The following is a 23,767-nucleotide window of genomic DNA, read 5'->3' as shown; positions in this document are numbered from 1 at the left end:
TGTAATATTTCATTTAGAAACTGGCCGTACCCCGGTATGGGTGGCCCAGTTTTCATTAATTATTCGTTCAGAAATCGGCCATACCAGAGGCCGCTGTCCTTCAGCCTGCGTTGCTGGGTCGCGTAGTCCACATGAGCCAGGCCGAAGCGGCGCAGATAGCCCTCGGCCCATTCGAAGTTGTCCAGCAGGCTCCAGGCGAAATAGCCCTTCACTGGCACGCCGGCGTCCATGGCCTGGCGCAGCGCGGCCAGGTGGCGCTGCAGATAGGACAGGCGCTCGGTGTCGTGCACACGGCCTTCGGTCGTCAGCACGTCCTCGAAGGTGGAGCCGTTCTCGGTCAGCTGGATGACGGCGGGCGCGTAATCGCGCTGGATGCGGGCCAACAGGTCGACGAGGCCCTGGGGCGAGACCTCCCAGCCGAAGCCGGTGCGCTCCACGCCTTCGCGCTCGACGAGCCGGGTGCGCGTGGGGCCGCCCGTCGTCGGATCGGGATCGTCCTGCACCACCTCGGGGAAGTAGTAGTTCACGCCGAGGAAATCGGTCGCCGCGGCGATCGCCGCCAGGTCGCCGGCCTCGACGCGCGGTGCGGCCTCGCCCAGCAGGGCCAGCGTGTCTTCGGGGTAGCCACGGCCGAACAGCGGGTCGAGGAACCAGCGGTTGCGCAGGCCGTCGTGGCGCTGCAGCGCGGCAAGGTCCGCGGCGCTGTCGGACGCGGCGGCGATGGGGTGCAGGCTCAGCGTGATGCCGACCTGGGCGTCGGGCGAGTTGCGGCGGATCAGCGCAACGGCCTGGCCGTGGGACAGCAGCACATGATGGCAGGCCTGCATCGCGTCGGCCAGGCTCCTGCCGCCGGGGGCGTGCACACCCTCCCAGTAGCCCATCATGCAGGAGCACCAGGGCTCGTTGTGCGTGATCCAGTGCCCGACGCGGTCGCCCAGGCGGCGGGTGACGATGTCGGTGTATTCGAGAAAGGCGGTGACGGTGTCGCGCGAGGTCCAGCCGCCCTGCTCCTGCAGGGTCTGCGGCAGGTCCCAGTGATAGAGCGTGGCCCAGGGGTCGAGGCCGCGCTCCAGCATGCCGTCCACCAGCCGGTCGTAGAAGGCCAGGCCCGCTTCGTTCACCGGCCCACGGCCTGTGCTCCCGTTAGGCAGGATGCGCGGCCAGGCGATGGAGAAGCGGTAGGCATTGACGCCCAGGGCCTTGGCCATGTCGAGGTCCTGCGGCCAGCGGTGGTAGTGGTCACAGGCGACCTCGGCGTTAGAGCCGTCGCGGATGCGGCCGGGCTCGGCGCAGAAGCGGTCCCAGATGGACTCGCCGCGCCCGTCCTCGCGGGCGCCGCCTTCGATCTGGAAGGACGAGGTGGACACGCCCCAGCGGAAGTCGGCGGGGAAGTCTTTGCGGATCGGGGCGGGGTTGGAGCTCATGCGGCAGGAGGGAAGGCGCCGGCTGGGGGCGCCGGCGCAGATTCGGGAAACAGGAAACAACGTGGGCCAGACGGCACGGGGGCCGCCTGGCACTCGGGACACACCAGGCGGGCCGCGGGGCCCACTGGCGGCGCCTGGTCAGAACTTGTAGGTCCCTCCCAGCAGAAATTGACGGCCGTACGAGGTGTAACGCTCCGGCAGCGTGGCGTTGGGATCCTTGGCGCCGGTAGAGATGCCGACCCGGGTGCGGTAGGGCCGGTCCTGCAGGTTGTTGATCTGCAGCGTCAGCGACAGGCCCTTGAATGCGCCAGTCTCGAAAGAGTAGCCGACTTGCCCGTCCAGGATGGTCTCGGCCGAGATCATGCTGGGTACGTTCTCGCCGAAGGTGCCACGCACAGTGGTCACGAAGGCGGAACGGTGGCGGCTGCCGATGCGAGCCGAGAAGCCGTCGCGCTCGTAGTACAGGACGAAGTTGCTCACCACACCCGAGAGGCCGTCCAGCGGGTTGTTGAGGTTGTTGTCCTCATGCAGCGAACTGCGCGTGTTGGCGTAGCTGAAGCTCATGCCGATGCCGTCCACGGCAGGACTGATCAGGCCGGCGTCCAGCGAGCCACTCAGCTCAGTGCCGGCAATCATGCCGCCGTGACCATTGGCCTGCGTGCTCAGCAGGCCGATGTTGCTGATGGGCGTGTAGGTCGTCGGATTGGGGAAGCCGGTGAAGTCGAACGGAATGCTCTGCGAGTAGACGAAGTTCCTGATGTGCTTGTGGAAGGCCGCTGCCGCCACGTAGCTGCGCTTGCTGAAGTAGTGCTCGGCCGACAGGTCCACCGCATCGGCGCGCCACGGCTCCAGCTTGGCATTGCCACCACTGGCCGACCAGGTGCGGTCGTTGCTGCTGACGCTGATGCCCGAGAAGCCGGCGCGCATGTCTTCCATGTTCGGGCGTGCCAGCACCTTGGCCAGGCCGAAGCGCACGATGGTGTTGGGCGTCACGTCGGCCGACAGGTTGATGCTGGGCAGCGTGTCGGTGTAGCTGGTGCCGCCGCTGGTGGGGTCGCTCGCGCTGGTCTTGGGGTTCCACAGCAGGCCGTTGCTGTACTGCTGGGCATGCACCACGCGCAGGCCCAGGGTGCCGTGCACCGGCACGCCCCAGTCGAACTCCAGACCTAGCTTGGCGTGGCCGGCGGTAACCTTTTCATGGACCGACCAGATGCGGCCCGGCGCCTGATCGGTCGAGGCTGGGACCGCGTCGTACAGGCCGAGCACGCTGGGCAGGTCGAAGTTGACCATGTGGATGTTGCTGCCCGCGAAGCTCAGGTCCGTCGGCGTGCGTAGCAGGTTGCTCGGGATCAGCACCGGGGTGCGGTTGTTCTTGAGGTTGTAGTAGACCTCGGTGCGGTTCATCGACTTGTCGCGCTCGGAGTAGTCCAGGCCCGCTTCGAAGCTGTTCATCCAGCCCTCGAAGTTGCGACCTGCCGAGAGCTTGAGCGCCTTGAGCTCGTCGCGCACCTTGGGGAACTGGCTGCGGCCGTCACGCCCCCAGTTGGCCGGGTCGGTCAGGTAGGCGCTCTTGGGGTCGGAGAAGTCGAAGACCGGCTGGAAGGTGGAGCGGCCGTCACCGGTGACGAAGTGGTCCGGGCCCAGGTCCACGCGGCTCTTGGAGCCCGCCTCCACCTCGGCGTTCTGTTCATCGCGCTTGGCCTTGGACCAGCTGAGGTCGCTCACCAGCTTCCAATCCGCCAGCTTGAGTTCGTTGTTCCAGCCGACGGCGCGGATGTCGTCCTGGCGCTTGTTGTAGGTCGTCAGGGCCACGGGCGTGGCATTCGTGACGTCGGCACGGGTGACGATCTTGTCGCCGTTGACGTAGCTGGTCTGGGCGTTGGTCCAGACGGCACCCGACCAGGTCGACATGTCCGACATCACCGTGCGGCGCGCCTCGGTCTGGTCGAACTTGGAGTAGTACAGGTCCACCGTGCCGTGCAGGTTGGCGTTGGGCTTGTACTCCAGCACGCCCATCAGCCCGTCGCGCTTCTGGCGCGACGAGGCCGCGCCCAGCTCGAAGCCCTGCAGCGCCACGGCGTCGGTCGGCACGCCGGCCAGCGGTGAACCCCAGTTGTTGGTATTGGCCCACCACCAGCTCTTGTAGTGCTTCTCCTGGCTGGGCGAGTCGAGATGGGCGAAGCCCACGGCCGCGCCGAAGGTGCGGTCCGCAGACTGGGTCACGTAGGACGCGCTGAGGCGGTTGCCCATACCCGAGATTTCCGGGTTGAGCGCGCCATTGGAGTTGCGCTCCAGGCGTGCGCCGACGACCGCCCGCGAGCTGCCGAAGTCCAGCGGCCGCAGCGTCTTCATATTGATCGTGCCCGACAGCCCCTGGGCGGACAGGCTGGCGTCAGGCGTCTTGTAGACGGTGGCGGCATTGATCAGCTCCGACGGAAACTGGTCGTATTCCACCGAACGGTTGTCGCCGGTGGAGACGATCTCGCGGCCGTTCAGCAGCGTCACGCCGTAGCGAGGCGCCATGCCTCGGATGCTGATGACGGACGAGCGGCCGGCCACGCGCTGGGCGGTGAGGCCAGGCAGGCGGGAGATGGCATCCGCGATGGACACATCGGGCAGCTTGCCGATGTCTTCGGCCGAGATGGCCTCGACGATGGCATCGGCATTGCGTTTGGTGCTGATGGAGCTTTCAAGGCTGGCGCGAAAGCCGCTCACCGTCACTGTGTCCAGCTTCTGGTCGCCGGCGGACTGGGCCTGCGCCTGGGTCGGCATCGGCAGACACAACAGGCCGACACAGACGGCCGCCACGGGTGTGAGGCGTTGACGGGCGGGAATGGACGCGAAAGCGCGCCCTGCGGCGCGCAGCTGGTGGACTGGCATTTCTTTGTCTCCTGGTTCGATCTTGTTCGCTGCTTGGCGAGGCCATCTTGCGGATCGTGCTTCGCCTGCCCGGCAGGTGAGTTTCGTCGCAAAATGGAACCGGTTCCAAACGCGGCGCAAATCTAAATCGCCAGTGCCCACCTTGTCAATCTCGCCCGCCCGGGGGTTGACGTTTTTTCGTCTCACCAGCTACCGTCGCAGCCCCAACCGAACGACAACGATGCCCCGCGCCACTCCCATCCTGACCGGCACCCTGCTGCTGTGTGTCGCCACTCTTGCCGACGCGGCAGGAACCGATTCCATCGTGCAGGCCTGGCCGACACGCCCGTCCGTGCGCGACGCCGCCCTGGAAGCCCGCGTGGAGGCCGCGCTGAAGGGCCTGAGCCTGCGTCAGAAGATCGGCCAGATGACCCAGCCCGAGATCCGCGCGATCACGCCCGACGAGGTGCGCGACTACGCCATCGGCACCGTGCTCAACGGCGGCGGCGGCTGGCCGGGCCAGGACCGCAACGCCACGCCGGCACGGTGGCGCGCGCTGTCCGAGCAGTTCCAGGCCGCGGCCCGGCAGGCCACGCCGGGCGTCCCGCTGCTGTGGGGGACCGACGCCGTGCACGGCCACAACAATGTGCGCGGCGCCACCCTCTTCCCGCACCACATCGCGCTGGGCGCGACGCGCGACGCCGACCTGGTGCGCGACATCGGCCGCGCCACCGCCAGCGCGGTGCGCGCCTCTGGCCTGCACTGGACCTTCGCACCCACGCTGGCCGTCGTGCAGGACGTCCGCTGGGGCCGCACTTATGAAAGCTTCGGCGCCGACCCGGCCCTGGTGCGCCGCCTCGGCCAGGCCGAGGTCGAGGGCCTGCAGGACGGGCTCGCGCAGGGTCGCGGCGTGCTGGCGACGGCCAAGCACTTCATCGCTGACGGCGGCACGCGGCGCGGCATCGACCAGGGCGTCAGCCATGCCACGGCCACCGAGCTGGCCCAGGTGCACGGCGCCGGCTACCTCGGCGCGCTGGACGCCGGCGTGCAGACCGTGATGGCCTCCTTCAGCAGCTGGACCGACAGCGCCGGCTATGTCGAGCACGGCAAGATGCACGGCAATGCGGCGCTGCTGACCGGCGTGCTGAAAGACCGCTTGGCCTTCGACGGCCTCGTCGTCAGCGACTGGGACGGCATCGCCCAGCTGCCCGGCTGCACGGTGGACGACTGCCCTGCCGCGATCAATGCCGGCATCGACATCGTCATGGTCCCCTTCCACTGGAAGCCCTTCATCGCCAACACGGTGAAGGCCGTCGAGCAGGGCCGCATCCCGATGGCACGCATCGACGACGCGGTGCGGCGCATCCTGCGCGTGAAGTTCGGCGTCGGCATGCAGCCGGCCGTGCCCGCCACGGTGGAGGCCATGCAGGCGCCCGAGCTGGCGCGCCGCGCGGTGCGCGAGTCCCTGGTGCTGCTGAAGAACCGGCCGGGCCTGCTGCCGCTCAGGCCGACGGCGCGCGTGCTCGTCGTCGGCGCGGCGGCCGACAGCCTGCCCCACCAGTCCGGCGGCTGGAGCCTCACCTGGCAGGGCCGCGACACGACGAATGCCGACTTCCCCCAGGGCACGACGCTGTTGGCCGCGCTGCGCCAGCGCCTGGGCGGGCCCCAGGTCGCCTTCGACGCCGACGGCAGCCGCAGCGACCCGGCCCGCTTCGACGCCGTCGTGGCCGTGCTGGCCGAGTCGCCCTATGCCGAGGGTGAGGGCGACATCCGCATCACCGACAACCTGCGCCACAGCCGGCGCCAGCCGCAGGACCTGGCGCTGCTGCAGCGCGTGGCCGGCCGCGGCGCGCCCGTCGTCACGCTGCTCTATTCCGGCCGGCCGCTCTATGTGAACGACCTGGCCAACCACAGCGACGCCTTCATTGCCGCCTGGCTGCCGGGGAGCGAAGGCGCCGGCCTCGTGGACGCCCTCGTCGCCCCGGCCGACGGCAGGCCCTGGCCGGGCTTCACAGGCCGCCTGCCCTTCCCCTGGCCGGCCGGGCCCTGCCAGTTCAGCAGCCATGAAGCCAAGCCCTGGTGGCCCGTCGGCGGCGGCCTGAGCGGCAAGGAAACGCAAGCCGGCGGCAAACTTCTCCCCGAACCCGCCGACCCGCAGCCCATCTGCCCACTGTGATTCAATCCGCCCAGCAGACCTAGAGGGCGAATGGCAACGATCAAGGACGTGGCGAGACTGGCAGGCGTGGGCGTGGGCACCGCATCGCGCGTCATCAGCGGAAACGGTTCCGTCGCGCCGGCCACGGCCGAGCGCGTGCGCAAGGTCATCGCCCAGCTCAAGTTCCGCCCCTCGCAGACGGCGCGCTCGCTGGGTGCCGGCACGTCCAAGCTGATCGGCGTCTACATCCCCTTCCTGCGCGGCACCTACTACACGCCCATCCTGCGCACCATCGACCTCGTGCTGCGCGCGCAGGGTCTGCACATGGTGGTGGCCTTCGGCGAAGGCATCGAGGACGAGCGCGTCGAGACCAAAGACGGCGTGCGCTTCCTGCTGGACCGCGACTGCGACGGCCTCATCGTGCTGTCCAATGCCATCCAGGACGAGGACATCAAGGCACTGGGCCCGGCCGCGCGCCAGGTCGTCGTGCTGAACCGCCACTTCGACCGCATCCGGGAGCAGTGCTTCACGGCCGACCATGTGCAGGGCGGCGTGCAGGCGGCGCGCGCACTGCTGCAGCACAAGCACAAGGACATCGCCGTCGTGTCCGGACCGGGCAGCTCGCCCGACAACGTCGCCCGCCTGGCCGGCTTCATGGGCGAGCTGGCGCTGCGCGGCCTGGACACGTCCAAGCTGCTGACCGTGCCGGGCGACTTCTCCAACCAGGCCGGCTGGGACGCGGCCGAGGTGCTGCTGAGCGCCAAGCGCCTGCCGACCGCCGTGTTCTGCGCCAACGACGAGATGGCCATCGGCCTGCTCTCGCATTTCCAGGAGCGCGGCGTGTCGGTGCCGCACGAGGTGTCGGTGCTGGGCTATGACGACTCGCCGAGCGCGGAGTTCGCAGCACCCCGCCTCACGTCGGTGCACATCCCCAGCCACGAGGTCACGCTCTCGGGCCTGAACTGGCTGCTGAACCGCTGCTACGGGCTGGAGCTGCCGGTGGCACGGCAGTTCGACATCTCGGTGACCTGGCGGGCCTCGGTGGCGGCACCGCCTGCGCGCAAACGCGGCTGACGGCAACAGCCGCCACAATCCGGGCCTGAACTTTCTGTTTCGGCCCACTTCTATGCCGCCCCACGCTCACTTCGTTCGCTGCCCCCCGAGGGGCGCGTCAGTGGCTCCGGACGGCCGAGCACCCCTGACATGTCCTCTCGCGTCCTGACCGGCATCACCACCACCGGCACCCTGCACCTCGGCAACTACGTCGGCGCCATCCGCCCGGCCATCGCCGCCAGCCGCACCCCGGGCGTGGAGAGCTTCTTCTTCATGGCCGACTTCCACGCGCTGATCAAGTGCGACGAGCCGGACCGCATCGCCCGCTCCAGCCGCGCCATCGCCGCTACCTGGCTGGCTGCCGGCCTGGACACCGAGCGCGTCACCTTCTACCGCCAGAGCGACATCCCCGAGATCCCCGAGCTGACCTGGCTGCTGACCTGCGTGACGGCCAAGGGCCAGATGAACCGCGCCCATGCCTACAAGGCCGCGGTGGACGCGGCGACGGCCGCCGGCGAGGAACCCGACGCCAACGTGACAATGGGCCTGTTCAGCTACCCGGTGCTGATGGCGGCCGACATCCTGATGTTCAACGCGCACAAGGTGCCGGTGGGCAAGGACCAGGTGCAGCACATCGAGATGACGCGCGACATCGCCCAGCGCTTCAACCACCTGTTCGGCCAGGGCCGCGAGCTGTTCACGCTGCCCGAGGCCGTGACCGATGCCGAGATGGAGCTGCTGCCCGGCCTGGACGGCCGCAAGATGAGCAAGAGCTATGACAACGTCATCCCTCTGTTCGAAGGCGGCAGCGCGGCGCTGAAGGACGCGGTCGCGCGCATCGTCACCGACAGCAAGCTGCCCGGCGAGCCCAAGGCCCCCGAGGGCCAGGCCCTGGTCACGATCTACGACGCCTTCGCTTGCGCCCAGCAGCGCGCCGCCTTCCGTGCGGCGCTGCGCGGCGGCCTGGGCTGGGGCGAGGCCAAGCAGCAGCTGGTGGCGCTGATCGAAGGCCAGATCGGCCCGATGCGCGCCCGCTACGACGAGCTGATGGCCCACCCCGAGCGGCTCGAGGCCATCCTGCAGGCCGGCGCTGCGCGCGCCCGCGCGATGGCCGCGCCCCTGCTGAAGCAGCTGCGCGAGGCCGTAGGGCTGCGGCCCTACACGTCCGCCGCCGCAACGGCCAAGGCCGCCAAGCTCGATAAAGCGGCGCTGCCCGTCTTCAAGCAATACCGCGAAGCCGACGGCAGGTTCTACTTCAAGCTGCTGTCGGCCGGCGGCGAGCTGCTGCTGCAGAGCAGCGGCTTCGAGCAGGGCCGCGACGCCGGCCAGTGGGTCGCGCGGCTCAAGCGCGAGGGCTCGGCCGCATTGAGCGCCGACGCGCCGGTGCGGCGCGAGGGCTCGGACGCCGACATCGCCGCCGCGCTGACCGCCTTCCAGGAAGAAGGCTGAAGTGAGCGCCCAGCCCGCCATCACCGAACTGCTGGCGGGCACCGCCCGCGGCGACGCGGCCTCGCTGCAGCAACTCTACGCACTGCTCTACCCCGAGATCAAGCGCGTGGCGCGCGTGCGCCTGGCGCAGAGCGGCCCCAATGGGCGGATGGCGGGGCTGAACACGACGGCCCTGGTGCACGAGGGCTTCCTGCGCATGGCCGACCAGCAGGGCCTGCAGGGCGACACGCGCGGCCATTTCTTCGCCTACGTCGGCCGCGTGCTGCGCTCGGTGGTCATCGACCACCTGCGCACCGAGGGCCGCGACAAGCGCGGCGGCGACGCGGTGATGGTGACGCTGTCTGCCGCCGGCGACGTGGCCGCCGCGCAGAGCCAGGCGGTCGACCTGATCGGCCTGGACCAGGCGCTGGCGCGCATGCGCGAACTCGACGCGGGGCTCTACGAGCTGATCGAGATGATCGGCTTCGCCGGCCTGTCCATCGCCGAGGTCGCCGCCGTGCGCGGCCTGTCCACGCGCAGCATCAACCGCGAGCTGCTGAAGGCCCGGGCGCTGCTGCAGGAGCTGCTCGGCGACCCGCCCACCACCGTCTACTGATGCAGACGGGGCCGGGCTTGCAGGCGAGCGACTGGAAGCGCCTGTCCGCGCTGTTCGACGAACTGGCCGAGCTGCCCGCGGCCGAGCGTCAGGCCCGCCTGGCCGCGCTGCAACCGCCCGAGCTGGCCGCGCGCCTGGCGCGCATGCTGGCCTCGCTGCCCGCCGAGGATGAGGACGCCACCGTCATCGTCGAGATGCCGGGCTACAACGCCGGCCTGGTCGCGGCGCTGAGCGAACCGACGCTCTCGGCCACCACCCCGCCCCAGCCCGGCGACCGCCTGGGCTCCTGGTGCCTGGCCGAGCTGCTCGGCGAGGGCGGCATGGGCCAGGTCTGGCGCGCCGAGCGGGCCGATGGCCTCTACCAGGGCGAGGCCGCCATCAAGCTGCTGCGCGCCGACCGCTCCGGCCCCGGCCTGGCCGCGCGCTTCGCCCGCGAGCGCGCGCTGCTCGGCCGGCTGACCCACCCCGGCATCGCGCGCATGCTGGACGCCGGCGAGCAGGACGGCCGCGCCTACCTGGTGCTGGAGTACGTGCCGGGGCGCACGCTGTCCGAGCATGTGCGCGAGCACGACCTCGGCCTCGTGGAGCGCGTGAGGCTGCTGCTGGAGGTGGCGCGCGCCGTCGAGCATGCGCATGCCCAGCTCATCCTGCACCGCGACCTCAAGCCCGGCAACGTCATGGTGGACGAGCGGGGCAAGGCCAAGCTGCTGGACTTCGGCATCGCCGGCCTGCTGGACGACTCGGGCCACCAGGCCGACCACCAGCTGACGCTGATCTCCGGCCGGCGCCTGACGCCGGCCTATGCGGCACCCGAGCAGATCACCGGCGAGTCGGTCGGCGTGGCCAGCGACATCTATTCGCTGGGCGTCATGCTCTACGAGCTGGCCAGCGGCGAGCTGCCCTTCGGCGAGCGCGGCCTCAACCGCACGGCGCTGGAGCATGCGGTGCTGCATGGCGACGCCCAGCGAATCTCGCGCTCGACGCGCGGCACGCGCACCTCGGGCTCGACCGGCGGCGCCACCCTGCACGGCGCCAGCGCCAGCGCCGGCCCGGGCCGGCCGCATGACGCCGAACGCGCGGCCGGCGACCTGGAGGCCATCGCGGCCAAGGCGCTGCGCAAGGAGCCGGCCGAGCGCTACGCCAGCGTCGGCGGCTTCATCGACGACCTGGAGCACTGGCTGGCCCAGCGCCCGGTCAGCGTGCGCGCTGAGGACTGGTGGCATCGCGTGCGGCTCTGGATGCGGCGCAACGCGGCGCTGGCGATCGGCGCCACGCTGATGTTCGCGACGCTCAGCGCCGGCCTGGCCGTCAGCCTGTGGCAGCGCCGCGAGGCCCAGGCGGCGGCGCGCCAGAGCGAGGCGGTCACACGCTTCCTGACCGAGCTGCTGTCCAGCGCCAACCCCGATCGGCACGGCGGCCACACCCCGAATGTGCTGGAGCTGCTGGACCGCAGCCGCGCCGAGCTGCCGACGCGCTTCGCGGACGACCCGGTCACGCATGCCCGCGTGCTGGAGGTGATGGGCAACACCTATGCGGACATGAACCGCTTCGACGTCGCGCTCCCGCTCGCCGACCAGCTCGTCGCGCTGACCCGCGAGCTCTGGGGCGAGGACGACCCGGCCAGCCTGCGCGCGCTGCGCCTGCGCCTGCGGCTGGACACCGCGCTGAGCTCGCCGCTGGGCGTCATCGCGCGCGGCGAGCCGCTGCTGGCCGCGCTGGAGCACCGGCATGTCGACCCGGGCGAACAGCTGGATCTGCGCTACCAGCTCATCGTCGCCTACGCCCAGGCCGGCCGGCCTGACGACGCCGAGCGCCTGCGCGCCGAGACCTGGCCGCTGGTGCTCGAGCGCTTCCCGGCCGACTCCTTCGACGCGCAGTACTTCAACGCCTACGTCTACCACCTGCGCCTGGCCCAGGGCCGGCTGCAGGACGCCGAGAAGCTGATGCTGGACATCCGCCCGGCCATGCTCAAGCCGCCGGCCCACCGCGAGCGCTTCGCGCTGCAGCTGCGCCGCCACCTGTGGAACGCGCAGGCGCGGCTGGGCCGGCCCGAGGCGACGGTCGAGGCGGCCCTGCAGCTGGCGGCGGACTGCGACGCGCTGCTCGGCCCCGGCAACCTCAGCGCCCAGCGCACGCGCAGCGACCTGGCCCGCCAGCTCGGCGCGCGCGGCCAGTGGGCCGAGGCCCTGCCCGTGCACGAGACTCTGGCGGCAAGCATCCGCGCCGCCGACCACCCGCGGCTGCGCCTGCCGCTGGACGCCGCGGCCCTGCTCGCCCGGGTCAACGCCGGCCGCAGCCAGGGCGCCGCCGCCGAGGTGCAGCGCCTCACCGAGGCCCTGCAGCCCTCGCAGCTGCTGACGGGGCCGAACTGGGTCGAGGCCAGCGGCAATGTCGTGCGTGCGGCCCTGGCCCTGCAGCGCCCCGACCTCGCCGGCATCGCGCTCGCGCCGCTGCAGGACCTGGAAGCCCAGCCCTGGCTGCAGCAGCATGCCGCGCTGCAGAGCCTGATCGCGCAATGGCAGGGCGAGCTGCTGCGCGCGCGCGGCGCGCTGCCGGCCAGCATCGCGGCGCTGCGCCAGCGCGTCGCCTACCTCGACGGCCTGCCCCAGCCCGAGCCGCTGGCGCACTGGGCCGCCCAGCTCGACCTGGCCCTGAGCCTGCGCCGCGCGCGCCAGCCCGTGGCCGAGGCCCTGGCCCGCGCCGACGCGCTGCGCCCGGCCTGGCTGGGCAGCCATCCGCTGGACCGGCTGCGCCGCGAGCTCGATGGCCCGGCCATGCCGGCGGACTGGGACGGCCAGTTCTAGAGGACTCACTCTAGCCGCAGGGTGTTTACCCGTAGCGGGGCACGCTTGACGCGCGGTTAACTTCACCGCTCCCGAAATAAGAATGCCCGAGGAGACTCACATGGCCACGATCGCCGCCGACCAGCTCGCCCTGCCACGCCTGTACCACTGGGAGCGCACGGCGGCCGGCACGGTGACGCTGACTCAGCCCATGGGTGGCCCCGTCGTCAAGGACTTCACCTGGGCCCAGGTGGGCGACCAGGTGCGCCGCATGGCCGCCTTCCTGAAGGCCCGCGGCACCGCCGAGGGCTGGCCGGCCGATGCCAAGGTGGCCATCCTGTCCAAGAACTGCGCCTGGTGGCTGATGAGCGACCTCGCCATCTGGATGGCCGGTTATGTCTCCGTGCCGTTGTACCCGACGCTGGCCCCCGAGACGATCAGCCAGATCCTCACGCACAGCGAGGCGCGCTTCCTCTTCGTCGGCAAGCTCGACGGCTGGGAGCACATGAAGCCCGGCGTGCCGGCCGGCCTGGCCGGCGCGAGCTATGCGCTGTCGCCCGACGATGCGCGCAGCACCTACGAGGACTGGGACGCGATCTGTGCCCGCACCGAGCCGTTGAAGGGCGAGGTGGTGCGCGCGGCCGACGAGCTCTGCACGCTGATCTACACCTCGGGCACGACCGGCCTGCCCAAGGGCGTGATGCACAACTTCGGCGCCTTCGCCTGGGCCGTGGACGCCGGCCTCAGGCGCATCCCGATGACGGGCCGCGACCGCATGCTGTCCTATCTGCCGCTGGCACATGTGGTGGAGCGCACCCTGGTCGAGCATGGCTGGCTGGCCACCGGCATGCGGGTCTATTTCGCCGAGTCGCTGGACACCTTCGCGGCCGACCTGCAGCGCGCGCTGCCGACGGTCTTCTTCAGCGTGCCGCGGCTGTGGGTCAAGTTCCAGCAGGGCGTGCAGGCCAAGATGCCGCAGCAAAAGCTCGACCGCCTGTTGCGCCTGCCGATCATCGGCGGCCTGGTGCGCAGGAAGGTGCTCAAGGCCCTGGGCCTGAACCACTGCCATTTCGCTGCCGGCGGCGCCGCGCCGATGCCGGTGGCGCTGCTGGAGTGGTATGCGCGGCTGGGCCTGGCCATCAACGAGGGCTATGGCATGACCGAGAACCTGGCGCTGTCCCACCTGACCGTGCCGGGCAGGAACCAGCGCGGCACGGTAGGCCCGGCCTACGAGGGCGTGCAGGTGCGCATCGCCCCCGACAGCGGCGAGCTGCAGATGCGCAGCCCGGCCGTGATGCTGGGCTACTACAAGGCGCCCGAGCAGACCCGCGAGGCCTTCACCGCCGACGGCTGGCTGCGCACCGGCGATAAGGCCAGCCAGGACCCGGACGGCTGCGTGCGCATCACCGGCCGGGTGAAGGACCTGTTCAAGACCAGCAAGGGCAAGTACGTCGCGCCCGCGCCCATCGAGGACCGCCTGGGCATGAACCCCAATGTCGAGGCCTGCTGCGTGGCCGGCGCCAACATGGGTCAGCCGCTGGGCATCGCGATGCTGTCGCCCCAGGGCCTGCAGCGCGCCAGCAGCGAGGCCGAGCGCACCACGCTGATGGCCGAGCTGAGCCGCCACCTGGACGACGTGAACGCGCGCCTGGACCCGCACGAGCAGCTCGACACCCTGGTCCTCATCAAGACGCCTTGGACCGTGGACAACGGCTTCATCACGCCGACCTTCAAGGTCAAGCGCAACCGCATCGAGGAGGCTTATGGCGCCGAGTTCGAGAGCTGGGTGGGCAAGCGGGCCAAGGTGCAGTTCGGGGACTGAGGCAGGACCGAGAACAGGCCCGGCGGCCTGTTCGACGCCTGCCGAAGGACGGCCGCCATGCAAGGCGGTCGGCATGAGTGAGCACCGAGGACGAGCCCTGCGGCTCGTCCGACGGCTCACGAAGGACCGCCGCCATGCAGGGCGGCGGGCATGAGGCGGGGCTGCAGCTGATGCAAGATATCGGGCCATGAAGCCCCTGCCCTCACCCGACCCCGAGGTTCACCGCAACACGCTGCTGCGCGAGCAGGATGACGTGATCGCGAAACACCTCGCCGCGGCCATGCGGTCCGGCGAGCTGCAGAGCGCCGAGAGTTTTGGCCGTCCGCTGCAGGAGGCCGAAGGCTGGGCCGAGACGCCCCTGGAGTTCCGCCTGCCTTTCAAGGTGCTGAAGAACGCCGGCGTGCCGCCGCCGGAGCTGGAGTTGTTCAAGACCCGCGCGGATTTGCGCAGGCAGCTGGACGCAAGCCGCGACGATGCCGAGCGCGCGGCCTTGCGGCAGAAGCTGTCAGAGCTGGAGCAGCTCATTGCACTGCGCCTCGAAGGCATGCGTGCCAGCGGCAGGATCTAACTTCTCCAGTAGTCTGACCGCCCGTAATGGGCGCGCAGATGCTCCACCCACAGTCGCGTGCGCAGCGGCAGATGCCTGGACTGCGGGAACACGGCATAGATGCCATTGGGCGGCGCTGCGAACTCGTCCAGCACACTGACCAGCCGGCCTGCCGCAAGGTCGGCCTCGACCTCCCAGGTGCTGCGCCAGGCGATGCCCAGCCCCTCCACGCACCAGTCGTGCAGCACCTGGCCGTCGCTGCAGTCCAGCCGGCCCTGGGCCCGGGTTTCGGGGCGCAGATGCTGCACGGCACCGTCGATCCGGAAGGCCCAGCCGCGGGTCTGGCTGGCCTCCGAGCTGAGCGTCAGGCAGGCATGGCGGGCCAGTTCGTCGGGATGGCGGGGCGTGCCGGCACGCTTCAGATAGGCCGGCGCGGCGACGCATTGGCGCCGGTTGTCGGCCAGCCGCGTGCTGACGAGGCTGGAGTCCGGCAGGTCGCCCACGCGCACCGCGCAGTCGAAGCCCTCGTGGACGATGTCGACGACGCGGTCGCTGAGATTCAGCGACAGGCTCAGCTCCGCATGCTCGGCGAGGAAGCGCGGCACCAGCGGCGCAACGTGGCGGCGGCCGAAACCGGCCGGCGCGGTCACGCGCAGATGCCCGCTGGCCTTCAGGCCACCGGCGCTGACGGCGCCTTCAGCGTCGGCCAGCGCGGCGATCAGGCGCTGGCAGTCCTCCAGAAAGGACTGGCCCTCGGGTGTCAGCGTCAGCCGCCGCGTCGTGCGCAGCATCAGCTTGACGCCCAGGCGCGCCTCCAGCGCGTCCAGCCGCCGGCCCATGACGGCCGGCGCGACGCCTTCCACCGCCGCCGCCGCCGTCAGGCTGCCCTTGCCGGCGACGAGGACGAAGGACTCCATCTGCTTGAGCTTGTCCATGCCCGGATTGTGCTGACTTGCCGATGCAAAGACAGCGGTTTCAGCATGTATCTTTGCGTTTTGGTCACAGATTCCTTGCGCCACCGCATGCGAATCCCGGGCTCGCGCGGGGGCAAGATGTGCAGCAATCCGTCAACCGTCTTCATGGAGGCCCCCATGTCCCGCACCACGCTCCACCGCCTGCAGGTCGATGCCGACCTGGCCCGCTTCATCGATGCCGAGGTGCTGCCCGGCACCGGCGTGGCAGCCGACACTTTCTGGGCCGGCTTCAGCCAGTTGGCCCATGAGCTCACGCCGATGAACCGCGCGCTGCTGGCCGAACGCGACCGCCTGCAGGCCGAGATCGACGCCTGGCACGAGGCCCACCCGGGCACTATCGCCGACATGCCGGCCTACAAGGCCTTCCTGACCCGCATCGGCTACCTCGTCGAGCCGCCGGCCCAGGTGCAGGTCAGCACCGCCAATGTCGACGCCGAGCTGGCCTGCCAGGCCGGCCCGCAGCTGGTCGTGCCCATCCTGAATGCCCGCTATGCGCTGAACGCGGCCAATGCGCGCTGGGGCTCGCTGTACGACGCGCTCTACGGCACCGACGCCATCCCCGAGACCGACGGCGCCACGCGCGCCGGCGCCTACAACCCGGTGCGCGGCGCCAAGGTCATCGCCTTCGCCCGCCAGGTGCTGGACCAGGCCGCGCCGCTGGCGGCCGGCTCGCATGCCGACGCGATCGGCTACCGCGTCGAGGCGGGCCGGCTCGTCGTCACGCTGGCCTCGGGCGCGACGACCGGCCTGCAGGACCCGGCCGCCTTTGCCGGCCACCAGGGCGACGCCGCCGCGCCGAGCAGCGTGCTGCTGGTCCACCACGGCCTGCACCTTGACATCCGCATCGACCGCACGACGCCCATCGGCAAGAGCGATGCGGCCGGGGTGGCCGACGTCGTGCTGGAGTCGGCACTGTCCACCATCCTGGACCTGGAAGACTCCGTCGCCGCCGTCGACGCCGAAGACAAGCTGCTGGCCTACCGCAACTGGCTGGGCATCCAGCTGGGCACGCTGACCGAGGAAGTCGCCAAGGGCGGCAAGACCTTCACGCGCCGCCTGAACGCCGACCGCGTCTACACGGCGCCGAACGGCGGTACGGTCACGCTGCACGGCCGCTCGCTGATGTTCGTGCGCAATGTCGGCCACCTGATGACCAACCCGTCCATCCTGCTGGACGACGGCAGCGAGATCCCCGAGGGCATCATGGACGCCGTCGTCACGACGACGATCGCGATGCATGACCTGAAGCGCCGTGGCAACAGCCGCACCGGCTCGGTCTACATCGTCAAGCCCAAGATGCACGGCCCGGCCGAGGTGGCCTTCGCGGCCGAGCTGTTCACGCGCGTCGAGAAGCTGCTCGGCCTGCCGGACAGCACGGTCAAGCTGGGCATCATGGACGAGGAGCGCCGCACCTCGGTCAACCTGAAGGCCTGCATCGCCGCCGCCGCCAGCCGCGTCGCCTTCATCAACACCGGCTTCCTGGACCGCACCGGCGACGAGATGCACACCGCCATGCGCGCCGGCCCCATGCTGCGCAAGGGCGACATGAAGACCACGAGCTGGATCCAGGCCTACGAGCGCAGCAATGTGCTCACGGGGCTGGCCTGCGGCCTGCGCGGCCGCGCCCAGATCGGCAAGGGCATGTGGGCCATGCCCGACCTGATGGCCGCGATGCTGGAACAGAAGATCGGCCACCCCAGGGCCGGCGCCAACACCGCCTGGGTGCCCTCGCCCACCGCCGCGACGCTGCATGCGCTGCACTACCACCAGGTCAACGTCGCCGCCGTGCAGCAGGAGCTGGAGAAGGTCGACCTCGGCGCCGAGCGCGAGGCCATCCTGAACGCGCTGCTGACCATCCCCGTCGCTCCCAAGGCCGACTGGACCGCCGAGCAGCGCCAGCAGGAGCTGGACAACAACGTGCAGGGCATCCTCGGCTACGTGGTGCGCTGGGTGGACCAGGGCGTGGGCTGCTCCAAGGTGCCCGACATCAACGGCATCGGCCTGATGGAAGACCGCGCGACGCTGCGCATCAGCAGCCAGCACATCGCCAACTGGCTGCGCCACGGCGTCGTGAGCGCCGAACAGGTGCGCGAGACCTTCGCCCGCATGGCCAAGGTCGTCGACGGCCAGAACGCGGGCGATGCCGCCTACAAGTCACTGGCCGCCAGTCCGCAGGGCGCTGCGATGCAGGCAGCACAGGATCTGGTGTTCAAAGGCGAGGCGCAGCCGAGCGGGTATACGGAGCCGCTGCTGCATGCGTGGCGGCTGAAAGTGAAAGGCGCAGCATGAAGTCACTTTCGGAAAAAAAAATTTACGCCCCTGCCAAAAGTCATAAAACTTGACGGACTAGGGGGGGGATGCGTCGCTGCGGGACAACAAAACCGGCTCACCCCCCGAAAATCAGGGCCGAGCCTCTCCTTTGACACCGCTCGAGGGGAACGGTGCACTTCTCCGCAGCCAGAGGGGCTTCCTGACTTGATACCGAATGCTCCAAGTGCCGGTCCTGCCTAGGCTTTGTTGAAGACGCCGGGAAGCAGCGCCGATGGGTGCGGATAGCGATTCACCCGACGCACGCGAGAACCCAGGACCTGCTCGATCACGGAAGCACGGCTCAATTGGGACGAACCCTTGACTTCGCTAACGCAGCCTCACACAGACTACCGCCCTCCTTGCCGTGTCACCGCGGCGACGAGTCAAGTCTCGGCCACGACGCCGGGCGGGTGATCATCCCTTTGGAGCCTCTTCTTATGTTCAAACGAAACGCAATGAGCGCCGCGGTGCTGGCCTGCCTGACCGCAGCGGCCGTGCCAGCTCTAGCCCAACAACAGCTGGAGCGTGTCGAAGTCACAGGCAGCCGCATCCTGTCCGTCAACGCTGAGTCCGCGGCCCCCATCCAAGTGATGACGGCCGCCGACATCAAGGCGTCCGGTGTGACCAATCTGCAGGATCTGCTGCTCAAGAACCCGACCTTCGGTACGCCCAGCATCAGCCGCACGAATTCCAACTTCTCGACGTCCAGCGCCGGCGTGTCGACCGTCGACCTGCGCAACCTCGGCGTTGACCGCACCCTGGTGCTGGTCAACGGCCGCCGCTATGTGTCCGGCGTGCCGGGCTCGATGGCCGTTGACCTGAACACCATCCCGACTGACTTCATCGAACGCGTCGAAGTCATGACCGGCGGCGCCTCGTCCACCTACGGCTCCGACGCCGTGGCCGGCGTGGTCAACATCATCCTGAAGCGCAATTTCGAAGGCGTGAACATGGATGCGTCGGTCGGCCAGAGCCAGAAGAACGACGACACGCTGAAGAAGTTCGGCATCACCTTCGGCACGAACGCGGCCGACGGCAAGGGCAACATCATGGCCCACTTCGCCGTCAGCAAGCAGGGCGCCGTGTACTCGCGCGACCGCGAAGCCTCGGCCGTTGACCAGATCTCGACGAGCGCACTCACCGGTGAGGCGTCCGACATCTTCAAGGTCAAGCGCCCCTTCTATTCGAGCTTTGCTCCGCAAGGCCGCTTTTTCTACACCAGCCCCACGGGTGCGAAGACCAGCCGCACGTTCGACGCGAACGGCAATCTGATCCCGTTCTCAAGCAATGGCCCCGCGGGTGACGGCGTCGGCGCGACCGGCTTCAACCGCTCCGCCTTCCGCACGATCGCGATCCCCACGGATCGTGTGCTGATGGCGACCAAGGGCGACTACGCGCTCAACGAGTCCCATACCCTGTTCTTCGAAGGCACCTACGCCAACACGAAGACCTTCACCCATCTCGAGCCCTTCCCGCTGGATTCGTCCGTGAACGTCACGCCGGGCGGCGGCAACATCCCGGCCGAAACTCTGGTGAACGGCGTCAAGGTCGCCAATCCTTTGATCCCGCCGGCGCTGCTCGCGCTGATGACGGACCGCAACGGTGATGGCCTGAAGGACTACAACTTCACCCGTCGCATGTCCGACGTCGCCGATCGCACCCAGTCGGCCAACCGCGACACCTTCCGCGTTGTCGGCGGGGCCAAGGGCGACCTGACCAAGAGCTGGTCCTATGAGACCTACGTCGGCTACGGCTTCACCCGCGAAGGGCAAGTTGGTACCGGTCAGATCAACGTGATGAACCTGTACAACGCACTGAACGTGATTCCCGATGCCTTCGGGAACCCGATCTGCGTGAGCGCCGATGCACGCAAGCAGGGTTGCGTGCCGGCCAACATCTTCGGCGCCAACACTCTGAGCGCTGCTGCGGCCAAGTACATCAACGCACCGAGTTCGCTGAACACGAGCGTGAGCCAGAAGATGGCCGGCGCATCGGTTACCGGCGACGCCTTCGACCTGCCTGCCGGCCCCGTCGGCGTTGCGGCTGGTTTTGAATGGCGCAAGGAGGCTTCCGCCACCAATTTCGACGCACTGACCCAATCCGGCCTCAACGGCGGCAATGCATTGGCCAACACTGCAGGCCAGTACAGCGTTCGCGAACTCTTCGTCGAAGCGAAGCTGCCGCTGCTGAAGAACCTGCCGGCCGTCAAGAACCTGGACGGCCTGCTGTCCTATCGCCATGGCGACTACTCCACGGTCGGCGGCACCAACAGCTGGAACTCCGGCCTGGACTGGGCCGTGAACTCCACCGTCCGTGTCCGCGCGACCCGGGCCGTGTCGACGCGCGCGCCGAACATAGGCGACCTCTACCAGGGTGCCTCGCAGACCTTCCCGACCGGACTCAAGGATCCTTGCAGCGGCCTCCTGCCCACCGACACCGGCGTGAAGGCGGACACCTGCAAGTCCTACCCGGGCGTGGTGGCCAACATGGCGGCCAACGGCAAGTTCCTGCTGAGCCAAGCCGACTTGCAGGGCATCAGCGGCTTTGGCGGCGGCAACCCGAAGCTGAAGTCCGAGCAAGGCAAGTCGACGACCGTCGGACTGGTGCTCACGCCCAAGAGCGTCGACCTGCTGAAGAACTTCACCTTCACGGCTGACTACTACGACATCTCGATCGACCGCGCAATCAACAGCCCGGGTCGCGCCTATTCGCTGGACCAGTGCTTCAACAAGGGCAATCAGGCCTACTGCGGCTTCATCACCCGCCGCACGGCCGTGCAGGGTGCGTACAGCGTGGGCTCGCTGGAATTCATCAGCGACAACCCGGTCAATAGCGGCGGCCAGAAGGCCCGCGGCATCGACTTCACCTCGAGCTACGCCGAGCGCGTCGGCCCGGGCATGCTGACAGCCCGCCTGACCTGGACGCATCTGCTGGATGCCTGGAACAAGCCTACCGACGATGCCGACAAGGACACCTCGCTGGGCGAAGTGGGCAACTCGCGCAACCGCTGGATGCTGAACCTCGGCTATGCCTCCGGTCCCTGGGCCGTCAACACGACGACTACCTACATCGGCAAGGCCTATCTGGATGACCAGTTCATGAACGGGCTGTGCAATACCGACGCCAACAACGTCTGCCAGCCCGCCCTCAAGGAACAGGGCAAGGTCGCGGCCAAGGCCTACTTCGACCTGCAAGGCAGCTACAAGTTGGGCAAGGCTCAGCTCTACGCCGGCGTGAACAACCTGTTCAACACCAAGGCGCCCCCGATCATCTCAGGCCTGCCGGGCAATACGACCGGCGCAGAGACCGATGCAGGCACCTATGACGCCATCGGCCGCCGCTACTACGTCGGCGTTCGCATGTCGTACTGATCGATGGCAGACGCTTCGGCGTCCTGCATCGAATGCAAAGCCCGCCTTCGCGCGGGCTTTGTTGTTGGCTCTTTGCGCATTGATTCGTGATGGCTCATCTGGTGAGCCAGTGAGAGAGGACATTGGGGGGGGCATGGCCCCGACGTTCGGGGCTGCAGGAGCTCCAAATGCGCAGCCGTGACCTCAAGAGGATGCTGGCCCATCTACATGGCGCGCAAGCGCCTTGTGGCATGAGTGCGCCCGCAACGGGCGCGCTACGCGCTTACTGCCTCAAAAGCGCCGAAAAATGCAGCATTGGCGCGGCAAAACGGCGTCAATTCGAGCAAGCAAGACGTTGGCGCGACGCAGCGTCGAAATCGCCGGCTTGTTCAGCGTAGCCTTAGTCTTACTGTGTCAATAAAATCAAGGCATTATGCGAACTTCTTGATTCTTTCGATGAGGATCGATGAATGCCGCAGACCGCTTTGAGGAATACCTGAGGCATTTGGCTTCGGGCCTGGGGCATGCCGACCGCCACGAGGGGCTTCGTGGCTATTGCACGGGGCTGATGTTGCCGCTGGCTCGCAAGAGTGTCGAGCCCACGGCCGCTCGTGTCGACCCGGTTCATGCCAGTGCACGACATCAGTCGTTGCATCACTTCGTGGCGAAGGCTGAGTGGTCCGATGAGCAAATGCTTCGTCGCGTCTGCCAGTGGGTCGTGCCCAAGATGGACTTCAGCGAAGGGGGCTGGTGGATCATTGACGACACCGGGTTTCCGAAGGGCGCTGTTCGCGTTAGCTGATGATGGCTCACCTGGTGAGCCACCGAGCTGAGAAGCTTGACCTACGCCCCCTCAGGAGGGGCCAGTGGAGCCCGTGATGCGCGACACCGAACTGAAGGCCTGGCTTGACTGCGTCGACCACTTGAATCCCGAGCAGCGCCAGCAACTGCGCCGGCGCCTGGATGCTGCGACCTCGCTGGACGAGGTGGACGGGGCGCTGCAGCGACTGCGCGACAAACATCCCCAGTGCCCGCGTTGTCAGAGTCTTCGCGTCGTGCGCAACGGACACGCCGACGGTCGGCAACGCTACAAGTGCCGTGCCTGTACGCGCAGTTTCAATGCGCTGACCTGTACGCCGCTGGCCCGGCTGCGTCACCGCGACCGGTGGCTGGCGCAGACCGATGTGCTGGTTTCGGGCCTGAGTGCGCGTCAGGCCGCACAACAGTTGCGGGTGCATCGCACCACGGCGTTTCGGTGGCGCCATCGCTTTCTGACCCTCCCCCAGGCCGTCAAGGCGGGTGGCTTGCAAGGCGTGGCCGAGGCCGATGAGACCTACGAATTGCGCTCGTTCAAAGGGCAGCGCCAGCTGTTGGCGCAGCAGTCGCGCAAGGCCCGCCACCGTGGCGGACACGCGGCCAAGCGCGGCCTGTCCGACGAGCAGGTCCCGGTGCTGGTGCTGCGCGACCGCAGCGGCGCGACGACGGACTTCGTGCTGCCATGTGCCACCAAGGCCGCCGTGAAGCAGGTCCTGCCCCAAGCGCTGGCCGCCGATGCGGTGCTGTGCACCGATGGCAGCGGCACGCTGGCGGCGGCCGCACGCGAGTTGGGCATCGAGCACCAGGCGCTCAACCTCTCCAAGGGCGAGCGCCGCCGTGGGGCGTGGCACATCCAGAACGTCAATGCCTATCACTCGCGCTTCAAGACCTGGATGCGGCGCTTCAACGGCGTGGCCACGTCCAACCTGCAGAATTACCTGGGCTGGTTCCGCGCCCTGGACCGCAACGCCCAAACCGGTGCCAAGTCCGCGTCCTTCTTGGACTTGGCGCGGGGAGTCTGACTGCGTCATCAGCTAACGCGAACAGCGCCAACAACTTCGCCATCCGCGCGTTGCCTGACCGTCCCAAAGATTACATCCCGAGGGGTAGCCCAGCGCGCTCAGCGCCACGTGCCGACGTCAATCACGTCCTTGCGTCACCTGCTGAGCTATGAGTTGACCCTTCAATTAGGCCCATGTACGTGCTGTGGCCGAACGTCGATATTCTTGTGCCACAGTAAGATTAGGCCGCGACTAGCCGCTAGGGACATGGGCCAGTAGCGCCTGGGTGCGAATGTGAACTATCGCAGCTCGCTCGACAACAAGCTCGAGAAGTCCGACAACACCAGCGCCCTGACCTATCTGAACGGCTCCGATGCACCCAACGGCCAAAAAATTGCCCCGTTCATGACGCTGGACCTGTCCGGCTCGATCGCCAACATGTTCGACCGCAAGCCCGCCACGGACTTCCGGACCTATGGAGCCATCGGCCACTAACCGCTCGACTGGTCGGCTGCCATTGGCCACCACCATAAGGTCTCGTCTCACTACCAGTGCTGACGTAGTGAGCAGCCTGTCGACGGCAACGCGTGCGGGCTGAGACAATGCCCGAGGGTTGCGTCGATGATGCG

14 protein-coding genes and 1 pseudogene are annotated in these 23,767 nt (G+C 68.6%); 12 read left to right on the top strand and 3 right to left on the bottom strand.

Translation table 11 applies throughout. The features are described 5' to 3' along the window. Window positions 1–59: 59 nt before the first annotated feature. Window positions 60–1,424, bottom strand: a complete 1,365-nt coding sequence (locus EV671_RS00315; RefSeq protein WP_132569032.1) for a GH1 family beta-glucosidase — start codon at window positions 1,422–1,424, stop codon at window positions 60–62. 138 nt (window positions 1,425–1,562) lie between these two features. After that, window positions 1,563–4,304, bottom strand: coding sequence for a TonB-dependent receptor (locus EV671_RS00310; protein WP_132569031.1), 2,742 nt, complete (start codon window positions 4,302–4,304; stop codon window positions 1,563–1,565). A gap of 220 nt (window positions 4,305–4,524) precedes the next feature. Here EV671_RS00310 and EV671_RS00305 point away from each other — a divergent pair, with 220 nt between their 5' ends. The 7 genes from EV671_RS00305 (at window position 4,525) to EV671_RS00275 (ending at window position 14,708) form a co-directional block, all read left to right on the top strand. Further along, window positions 4,525–6,459: a glycoside hydrolase family 3 protein gene (locus tag EV671_RS00305; protein WP_132569030.1), complete on the top strand. Its 1,935-nt coding sequence runs from the start codon at window positions 4,525–4,527 to the stop codon at window positions 6,457–6,459. A gap of 30 nt (window positions 6,460–6,489) precedes the next feature. Next, window positions 6,490–7,512 carry a LacI family DNA-binding transcriptional regulator gene (locus EV671_RS00300; RefSeq protein ID WP_132569029.1) on the top strand — a complete coding sequence of 341 codons (1,023 nt, stop codon included), beginning with the start codon at window positions 6,490–6,492 and terminating at the stop codon, window positions 7,510–7,512. Between the two features lie 129 nt (window positions 7,513–7,641). Next, a complete protein-coding gene (locus tag EV671_RS00295) occupies window positions 7,642–8,940 on the top strand; it encodes a tryptophan--tRNA ligase (RefSeq protein ID WP_132569028.1) in 1,299 nt (432 codons plus the stop codon). A gap of 1 nt (window position 8,941) precedes the next feature. Continuing rightward, window positions 8,942–9,535, top strand: coding sequence for an ECF-type sigma factor (locus tag EV671_RS00290; protein WP_132569027.1), 594 nt, complete (start codon window positions 8,942–8,944; stop codon window positions 9,533–9,535). After that, entirely contained in the window at window positions 9,535–12,339 is a 2,805-nt protein-coding gene (locus EV671_RS00285) for a serine/threonine-protein kinase (protein ID WP_132569026.1), read from the top strand. The genes EV671_RS00290 and EV671_RS00285 overlap by 1 nt, the downstream gene beginning before the upstream one ends. A 100-nt stretch (window positions 12,340–12,439) precedes the next feature. Further along, complete coding sequence (locus tag EV671_RS00280; protein WP_132569025.1) at window positions 12,440–14,140, top strand: AMP-binding protein; 1,701 nt, start codon at window positions 12,440–12,442, stop codon at window positions 14,138–14,140. Between the two features lie 187 nt (window positions 14,141–14,327). After that, on the top strand, window positions 14,328–14,708 hold the full coding sequence (locus tag EV671_RS00275) for a DnaJ family domain-containing protein (RefSeq protein WP_132569024.1): 381 nt from the start codon (window positions 14,328–14,330) through the stop codon (window positions 14,706–14,708). Here EV671_RS00275 and EV671_RS00270 read toward each other — a convergent pair. Further along, window positions 14,705–15,622: a LysR family transcriptional regulator gene (locus EV671_RS00270; protein WP_132569023.1), complete on the bottom strand. Its 918-nt coding sequence runs from the start codon at window positions 15,620–15,622 to the stop codon at window positions 14,705–14,707. The two genes, EV671_RS00275 and EV671_RS00270, sit on opposite strands and share 4 nt — an antisense overlap. Before the next feature lie 156 nt (window positions 15,623–15,778). Between EV671_RS00270 and EV671_RS00265 the strand changes: the two genes are divergently transcribed. From EV671_RS00265 to EV671_RS00245, 5 genes and pseudogenes are all read left to right on the top strand, one after another. Next, window positions 15,779–17,950: a malate synthase G gene (locus EV671_RS00265; RefSeq protein ID WP_132569022.1), complete on the top strand. Its 2,172-nt coding sequence runs from the start codon at window positions 15,779–15,781 to the stop codon at window positions 17,948–17,950. 458 nt (window positions 17,951–18,408) lie between these two features. Further along, entirely contained in the window at window positions 18,409–21,342 is a 2,934-nt protein-coding gene (locus tag EV671_RS00260; protein WP_132569021.1) for a TonB-dependent receptor domain-containing protein, read from the top strand. A 445-nt stretch (window positions 21,343–21,787) separates the two neighbouring features. Continuing rightward, window positions 21,788–22,102, top strand: a pseudogene (locus tag EV671_RS00255) (transposase); the annotation flags it as partial. Between the two features lie 97 nt (window positions 22,103–22,199). Further along, on the top strand, window positions 22,200–23,159 hold the full coding sequence (locus tag EV671_RS00250; protein ID WP_132569020.1) for an IS1595 family transposase: 960 nt from the start codon (window positions 22,200–22,202) through the stop codon (window positions 23,157–23,159). A 273-nt stretch (window positions 23,160–23,432) separates the two neighbouring features. Next, entirely contained in the window at window positions 23,433–23,633 is a 201-nt protein-coding gene (locus tag EV671_RS00245) for a hypothetical protein (RefSeq protein WP_132569019.1), read from the top strand. The last annotated feature ends 134 nt before the right edge of the window (window positions 23,634–23,767 follow it).

Source organism: Roseateles saccharophilus, assembly GCF_004342485.1.
GTDB classification, from domain to species: Bacteria; Pseudomonadota; Gammaproteobacteria; order Burkholderiales; family Burkholderiaceae_C; genus Pelomonas; species Pelomonas saccharophila.
Note: the sequence above shows the minus strand (reverse complement) of the source record. Positions and strands in the feature narration are given on the sequence as shown.